Annotated in this window: 1 protein-coding gene and 1 pseudogene; both read left to right on the top strand. The window is 72.2% G+C overall.

From position 1 onward, the window contains the following. A pseudogene (locus WA805_RS28790) lies at nucleotides 1-595 on the top strand (phenylalanine--tRNA ligase subunit beta); the annotation flags it as partial. Between the two features lie 421 nt (nucleotides 596-1016). Continuing rightward, a partial coding sequence (locus WA805_RS28785; protein WP_425243896.1) for a GGDEF domain-containing protein occupies nucleotides 1017-2419 on the top strand: 1403 nt, incomplete at its 3' end.

Below are 2419 nucleotides of genomic sequence, written 5' to 3'. Positions count from 1 at the left end.
GGCCGCGAACTGGGCGGACGCGATCGAGGCGGCGCGCCAGGCCGGCGCGGTGGGCCACCTGACGTTCGAGGTGCGGGCCGCGCAGGAACCGCCGTGGCACCCCGGCCGGTGCGCGGCGCTGTACGTGCACGCGGTCACCGCTGACGGCACCGGGCAGGAGCACAAGTGGCTGGCCGGGCACGCGGGCGAGCTGCACCCCCGGGTGATCGAGGCCTACGGCCTGCCGCCGCGGACCTGCGCGTTCGAGCTGGACTTCGCCGTGCTGGCCACCGCCGCGGCCGCGGTTGTCGTGCGCGGGCCTGCACTGTCCCCGTACCCGCCGGCCACTCAGGACGTGGCCCTCGTTGTCGCCGCGGAGGTGCCCGCCGCGGACGTCACCGCGGCCCTACTTGACGGCGCGGGCGACCTGCTTGAGGACGTGCGGCTGTTCGACGTGTACACGGGCGCCCAGCTCGGTGACGGCCGCAAGTCGCTGGCGTATACGCTGCGCTTCCGCGCGCCGGACCGCACGCTGACCGCCGCGGAGGTGACCGCCGCGCGAGATGCCGCGGTCGCCGAGGCCGGCCAGCGGACCGGCGCCGTGCCCCGGGCGTAGCGCTGGACCGGTCCAGGCCGCGAAGGTTACTTCGCCCAGCCAGTGGTGCCCATGCACCGCTCCTCTCGCTCACCGGCGGCGTGCTGTTTAGCCGTGGGTAACCAGGTAGCGACCGTGCGCTAGTCCGGTATTCCCTCTTGATGCTTGAATAGGCCAGCATCCCAGGTCAACCCATGAGAAAATCCTCAGAGGTAACACTTTGGTAACGGAGGTCCGGTCCGTGCACTGGCCTCGCGGCCTGCAAACGCTTGCAGAGCCGGGATTTCCGGGTCCGTGCGGGCTCGTCCGCACGTGGGCCGTGACGGCAATTCTGTCTGTCAGTAGTCGCGTTTTGACAGTGCGCACGTGACATCTGTGACAACCTGGGGTTAACGCCACACGTTGTGCTATCTGGCCTACTCAGCGTTAAGGGGAGGGTTCGATGCGTTTCGCGCGCAGCAGCACGCCCGGCCGCCTGCCCGGCCATGGCATGCCGCGCGTCCGCGACTGGCCCGTCTGGTCGCTGCCGCCCCGGGTGCGCGCGTTCGTCTTGCTCGTGATCTGCGCGGACCTGGCGTGCACCGGCGTGGCCGCGGCGGCGTTCCGGTTCTCCGCCGGCCAGCTCGCGCTGTTCGCCGCGCTGCTGGCCTGCGGCGCCGTCACGGTAGAGCTGACCAGGCGGGCCGGCGAGCCAGCCGGCGTCGTGAAAGACGTGTACGCGGTCTGGGAACTCCCCGTGGTGATCCTGCTCCCCGTGCTGTACGCGCTGATCATCCCGGCCATCCGGCTGGCGCTGACGCAGTGGCGGGTCAAGCGGGCGCCGCCGTACCGCCGGGTGTTCACCGCCGCGGCGATCGGCCTCGCCTACGGCAGCGCGTCGCTGGTCTTCCACGGGATCCTGCCCGCCGGCGGGGATCCGCGCGGCTACCTGTGGCGCCATCCCGCGATGTGGCTGGTGGCGGCCGGGGCCTGCGGCCTCACGCAGTGGGCGGTCAACCAGGGCCTGGTGCTGAGCGCGATCCGGCTGGCGGACCCGGCCACCAAGATCAAGGCCACGGTGCTCGGCCGGGAGGAACTGCACAACGACGCGACCGAGCTGTGCGCGGCCGTGCTGGTGGCGCTCGGCATGACCGTCAGCTACCTGACGCTGATCATCGCGCTGCCGCTCGCCACGCTGCTGCAGCGGTCGATCCGGCACCCGCAGCTGCTCAGCGAGGCCCGCGCGGACGCCAAGACCGGGCTGCTCAACGCCGCGACGTGGGAGCGCGAGGCGAGCGCGGAGGTCTCCCGCGCGGTCCGTACCGGGTCGCCGCTCGCCGTGGCGCTGCTCGACCTGGACAGGTTCAAGCAGATCAACGACACCTACGGCCACCTGCTCGGCGATGAGGTGCTGCGCCAGATCGCCGGCGCGATGACCGAGGTGCTGCGCGACTACGACCTGGCCGGCCGGTTCGGCGGTGAGGAGTTCGTGATGCTCTTGCCGCAGACCCGCGCGGTCGACGCCTTCAGGATCGCCGAACGGGTCCGCGCGCACATCGCGCGGCTGCCGATCTACGCGGACGGCACTCCCGGGTCCGAGCGGGTGGCGGTCACCGCGTCGATCGGCGTCGCGGCGCTCGACAACGGCTCCGGGCGCGAGCTGACCGAACTGCTCGCCGCCGCCGACGCCGCCCTCTACCGGGCCAAGGCGTCTGGCCGGGACCAGGTGCAGATGATCAGCACGAGCCGGGGCCTGAGCGCGGTCCGGCCGCCCGCGGACGAGATGCCTGCTACCGCCGCTTTCCTGCGGGGCGCGCAGCTGCCCGCCGAAGGCATCGAGCCGGACGGCGGTCAGCTGCCGGACGG

The organism is Trebonia sp. (genome assembly GCF_049794275.1).
Classification (GTDB): domain Bacteria; phylum Actinomycetota; class Actinomycetes; order Streptosporangiales; family Streptosporangiaceae; genus Trebonia.
This window is presented reverse-complemented; position numbering and strand designations above follow the sequence as displayed.